This is a genomic window from Marinilactibacillus psychrotolerans, assembly GCF_900101525.1.
GTDB lineage: Bacteria > Bacillota > Bacilli > Lactobacillales > Carnobacteriaceae_A > Marinilactibacillus > Marinilactibacillus psychrotolerans.
Genome location: NZ_FMZD01000037.1, coordinates 1 through 4,969 on the forward strand (window position 1 = coordinate 1; position 4,969 = coordinate 4,969).

A 4,969-nucleotide genomic window follows, 5' to 3' on the forward strand; every position below is an offset into this window, starting at 1 on the left:
GTGTGACTGCTAAACTGTATTGTGCAGTTATTGCTAGAAAAGAATGTGCACTTTTACCCTAATACTTCGTTCCTTTTGATAAACTAGAACAGTTAGTTTATTGACTGGAAGGAGAAGAAAAGGTGGATTTTAAAAAAGTGAATAGAATTGCAAAGGTGCACCATTATAAAAAGAAAGGATTCTCAAACGCAAAGATAAGTCGAATGCTCGGCATTCATAGAAATACCGTTAGAAGTGATTTACATAAGAAGCCCAAAGAAGCAATATCTTGGGTTCAATCACTGACCACTCGGGAAAGAAAGCTTGACCCTTATAAAGAAACGATAGTTAATTGGCTTAGTGATGAGCCAGAATTGTCCGCAGCTCAAATTGAAGACTGGCTGAATGAACAATTCAACTACAAAGAAGCGGCTTCAAGTACCATTCGCTCTTATGTCAAAGAGTTAAGGGAAACCTACGGTATCTCAAAATCCTTTACTTATCGTCATTACGAAGCGGTACCTGAACTACCCGCTGGTAAACAAATTCAAGTAGATTTTGGTGAAATCATAGTACAACGTACATTAACCGATAAACGAGTAAAGTTGTATTGTATTGGGTTTGTTCTCTCCCATTCTCGATTCAAATACATTGAATGGCAGGAGAAGCCTTTCACCACCAGAGATGTCATCCGAACTCACGAGAACGCCTTCGATTATTTTGGTGGACGAACAGAAGAAATCGTATATGATCAAGATAAGCTAATGATTGTCAGTGAAAATCATGGAGATATCTTATTTACTAAGCAATTTCAGTCGTATGTATTGGAGAGACAATTTATCGTTCATGTCTGTCGTGCCGCTGATCCAGAATCAAAAGGAAAAGTCGAAGCTGTTATTAAATTTGTTAAATATAACTTTGCGAGAGGACGCCGATTTCGGACAATTAGGTCATGGCAAGAACAATGCGAAGCCTGGTTAGAACGAACGGGCAATTACAAAGTTCATGAGAAAACAAAAAAGAGACCGATAGACGTGTTCACTCTGGAAAAGCCACACCTCATCTCGATCTCTAAGAAACGCATTCTTTCGAATAATGAAAGTATAACAAAGACCATATTGAAAGACAATACGCTTCAATTTCAATCAAATTACTACTCGGTTCCTATAGGAACCTACCAATCAAGAAAAACAACGAAGGTCCGTATAACAACAAGCGACACCCATCTTTACGCGTACGATATGAAGAGCGATCGACTGATTGCCCAACATCCCTTAACAAAAGGAAAAGGCAAGCTAATCAAGGATTCTAATCATGGTCGCGAAAAAGATAAGAGACAAAAACTTGAGCTGCATATCTGTGAAGTACTCCGCAACTTTGAAGAAAAAGAGAAAGCAGCAGTCTTTATTGATCAACTAAAAGTTAAATATCCTAGACACATTAGGGATCAATTACGAGTCATAGAGTCCATCGTAGATAAAAACAGTGATGTGTTGGACCAAGCATTAACCGAATGTCTAGCATTGAAATTGTTCAGTGCCGTCGATTTAAGAGACGTGGCAATAGAGATAGCTCGTCGACATGTCCAGACAGATACTCACTCTGAAAAGAGTGACGAGTTATCCGAAAACTATCAAACAATTACCGCTAGAGAACGTTCTTTTGAGTCATACTTAGAGGTACTAGGAGGCGAACGACAATAGGAACAACAGAGGTACTTCAAGCACAATTCAAGCAATTCCGTATGACCGAAACAGCCCAGGCACTACCTTCGTTCCTTCGGGAAGCGGAACAACAGTCCTGGACGTATCAAGAGCTGCTTGTGGCATTATGTAATCATGAAGAACAGCGTCGAGAAGAAAAGACACGATTAAAGTATTTAAAATGGGCACAATTTCCTTTTGAAAAGTCCTTAGAGGACTTTGATCCTAAAGAATCAGTTTCACTCAGTAAACGACAGATTGATCAGCTTAAAGAATACGATTGGTTAGATCAAATGTTTAATCTCGTTCTCTTAGGTCCACCTGGTGTGGGGAAAACGCATATAGCGATTGGATTAGGATTGGAAGCTATTGAACGAGGCAAACAAGTCACTTTTATCTCGATGGGTGAGTTGATTTCACTGCTCAAAACCGAAGGTTATGTGCGAAAGTCGGCAATTCGCCTCAAACGTATGAGAGAAGCTGATTTAGTCATTATTGATGATATGATGTTTATGGCAATGGAAACAAACGAAGCTAATCTTTTTTTCCAACTCATTAGTGATTTATATGAAAAGAGTTCGATCATCTTAACATCTAATAAAGGCCCAGACAGTTGGGGAAAGATGCTTGGAGATCAAGGGATTGCGACAGCGATCCTTGATCGACTTCTTCATCGTTGTGAAGTGATTCATATGGATGGCGAAAGTCATCGAATGAAACATCGTGAAACAATTTTTGAATAAAAAGTGCACAAAGTCATCTGGCAAAAAGTGCACATTTGTGGTTGACAGTTACAACAAGTCGCAAATTGAATTTGTTGAAGCATATATAGATGGTATTAAGTTATTTGTTAAATGAAAATTGATTAGAACGAATGAATTACTCCTGATATAATAGTTAAAAAGGAGGAGTTAAAATGAAATTATTTAAAAGTTTATTTTTATTAAGCAGTTCAACACTTATTCTGGCAGCGTGTGGGAATGATTCAGATGAGCAAATAACACCTACTGAAGAATCGGCAAAGGAAGTAGATCAAGATACTTCAGAATCTTCAAAGTCAAAAGAAGAGTCTGGAAACATTGAAGTAGACAAAGGGATTTTTAGCACAGAGGTTACTCTTCCAGCAGAATTTGCTGAATCTTTTGATCCAAGTGAAATGGATTTAGAAAGTTCAAATTATACGGAGAATGAAGATGGTTCGGTTACCTTGAAACTATCTAAAGCGCAGCATAAAGAATTATTAAATAGTATGAAAGAATCAGTAGATGCATCTATAGAGCAACTAAAAACAGATGATACTTATACTTCTTTTGAAGATATTCAATATAATGATGATTTCAGTGAAATGTCTATAATCGTTGATCGTGAAGCTTATGAATCTGGAATGGATGGGTTTGGAATCTTTGCTTTAGCTTTACCGACAATGTTTTATCAATTATTTGAAGGAACACCTTCTGAAGATTTAGAGGTTATATTTGAATTAGAAGATGCAGCTGATGGAGAAGTTTTTGATACGATTGTTTATCCTGATGATCTAGAAGAAGCTGAAGAGTAGTTTGGGAGACTTTTGAAGGAATATTGACTTAATTGACATAGAGAATAGACTTAACTGTTATTGTGCTTAAAAGGTACTCAGGCATATTAAGACCTCCTTTGTTTTTCATGCTAACATTTCTTGTGGAAACTATTTGAGACTTTTACTAAATAAAATAAAAGCAGTCACTTCTGTGAGTGCTTTTATTTTGTTTGGATACAAGGAGGATGAACTATTGAAATTGGTAGTTTAGCAAAATGAGTAGCGGGAGCAATAGCTTCTGTTGGGAGAATATTATTCTTAGATATGGAAAATTTAGAGTCAAAGGGCTTCACGTGCGAAGTAACAATAATGTTTATCTGAGTTTTGAGAAAAAAGGCAACTTTAGTATTCAGCTTAGATATGGGTATATATAATTTTATAACGGTTGATTTTATAATATTCTTAGACTATAAGAAATAAGGACTCGAATATAAAAATTAAGATGGTGATTAAATGAAAAGAAAACCAAAGACAGTGTTTGTTATTATTATCTTTATCATTCTAAGTTTTATTGCAATAATACTCATTCAAAATGATACTCCCAATTCTCTATATGGATTTATTGAAATCTCAGATAAAAAAGTGATAGAAAAAGAATTTTTTGATGACGAGTATCAGTTGCAAATGCGAGTAGGAGATGTGGAAAGAGTAATAGTTATGAATAAGTCTGACCGATTAACATTTGGTGCAGATCTTAATTCTACTGAAGAATGTGAAGTTCAATTAGAGAATATATGGGACAAAATCGAAACAGATGAGTGGTATTTTATGCGTGTAGACAAAAAAATCCAATCAGTAATAACTTTGAAATAATCTACTTCAATCCTAACGTACCTTATAACGGACAAGGCTATTAAAAATAAATAAAAAGCGGGGCAATTCTTTTGTAGTTTCCTCTATCCTTAATCTATCTTCTGTCTAAGCCTCCGCCTTCCAATCATTGACATCGGAGATTTTAATTTTCTTATCCATGTATGTTTTTCTCTTATTCGAATATAAGCTCCGTTATAGAAAAGCAGGTTCAAATAGTCGATCGAAAATAGAAAAGGGATGAGTAACCATTTTGATTATACAATAAAAAGACAACCTGAGCTGGATGAATATAGAGATTCTCAAGTATAGTTTAATAATGGACTATACGAATTGACCAATGATACTAAGTAAGTCAAAAAAATGGGATGTATAATGGACACAAGCGGATCGAAATGTTCAAAAATATCTAATCACAAATGATGAGACAAATAGAATTTTTTTCTACATTCAATAAATATAAAAAATAGAATAATTATATTTAAAGATGTATACGTTAAAATAAAAGCAGAAAAAATAGTGGTAAGTTTTCAGAAATTTAAATAAAGTCTATTTATTCTATGTGTAAAGTTTATGTAGGAAATGGAAAAAAATAGGGTAGACAAAAAGAAAGAAGACCCTTAATCTAGAATTTGCGGAAACTAGAGAGAAAGAGGTCTTCTTTACGATGGAAATTATAGCACAAATGATGGGAATATTAGAAGAGTCGAATACACTTTTAGAGGCAGAAATCTTATTTGAGGAGCTTTTCAGACAAAAAGCGGAGGAATGCTTTCAAGAATGCATGGAGCGTTTAGATAAAAAGTGTATTCAATCATACAAAGATCAAGGGTACGAGATAGATAGTGTAAGAAAGCGTACGATGCAATTTACCTTTGGGACCGTTGAATTTTCACGTAGA

The 4,969-nt window shown here is 35.1% G+C and carries 4 protein-coding genes and 1 pseudogene; all 5 read left to right on the top strand.

Going from position 1 to position 4,969, the window contains the following annotated elements; translation table 11 throughout:
• The first annotated feature begins 122 nt into the window (after positions 1 to 122).
• The gene (gene istA / locus BLT22_RS11895) at positions 123 to 1,682 is read left to right on the top strand and encodes an IS21 family transposase (RefSeq protein ID WP_091761491.1); all 1,560 of its coding nucleotides are present in this window, start codon (positions 123 to 125) and stop codon (positions 1,680 to 1,682) included.
• Entirely contained in the window at positions 1,679 to 2,425 is a 747-nt protein-coding gene (istB, locus tag BLT22_RS11900) for an IS21-like element helper ATPase IstB (protein ID WP_256333880.1), read from the top strand. The genes istA and istB overlap by 4 nt, the downstream gene beginning before the upstream one ends.
• Positions 2,426 to 2,598: 173 nt before the next feature.
• Complete coding sequence (locus BLT22_RS11905) at positions 2,599 to 3,237, top strand: hypothetical protein (protein ID WP_091763491.1); 639 nt, start codon at positions 2,599 to 2,601, stop codon at positions 3,235 to 3,237.
• A gap of 474 nt (positions 3,238 to 3,711) precedes the next feature.
• Positions 3,712 to 4,071: a hypothetical protein gene (locus BLT22_RS11910; protein ID WP_091763492.1), complete on the top strand. Its 360-nt coding sequence runs from the start codon at positions 3,712 to 3,714 to the stop codon at positions 4,069 to 4,071.
• Positions 4,072 to 4,735: 664 nt separating this feature from the next.
• Positions 4,736 to 4,969, top strand: a pseudogene (locus BLT22_RS11915) (hypothetical protein); the annotation flags it as partial.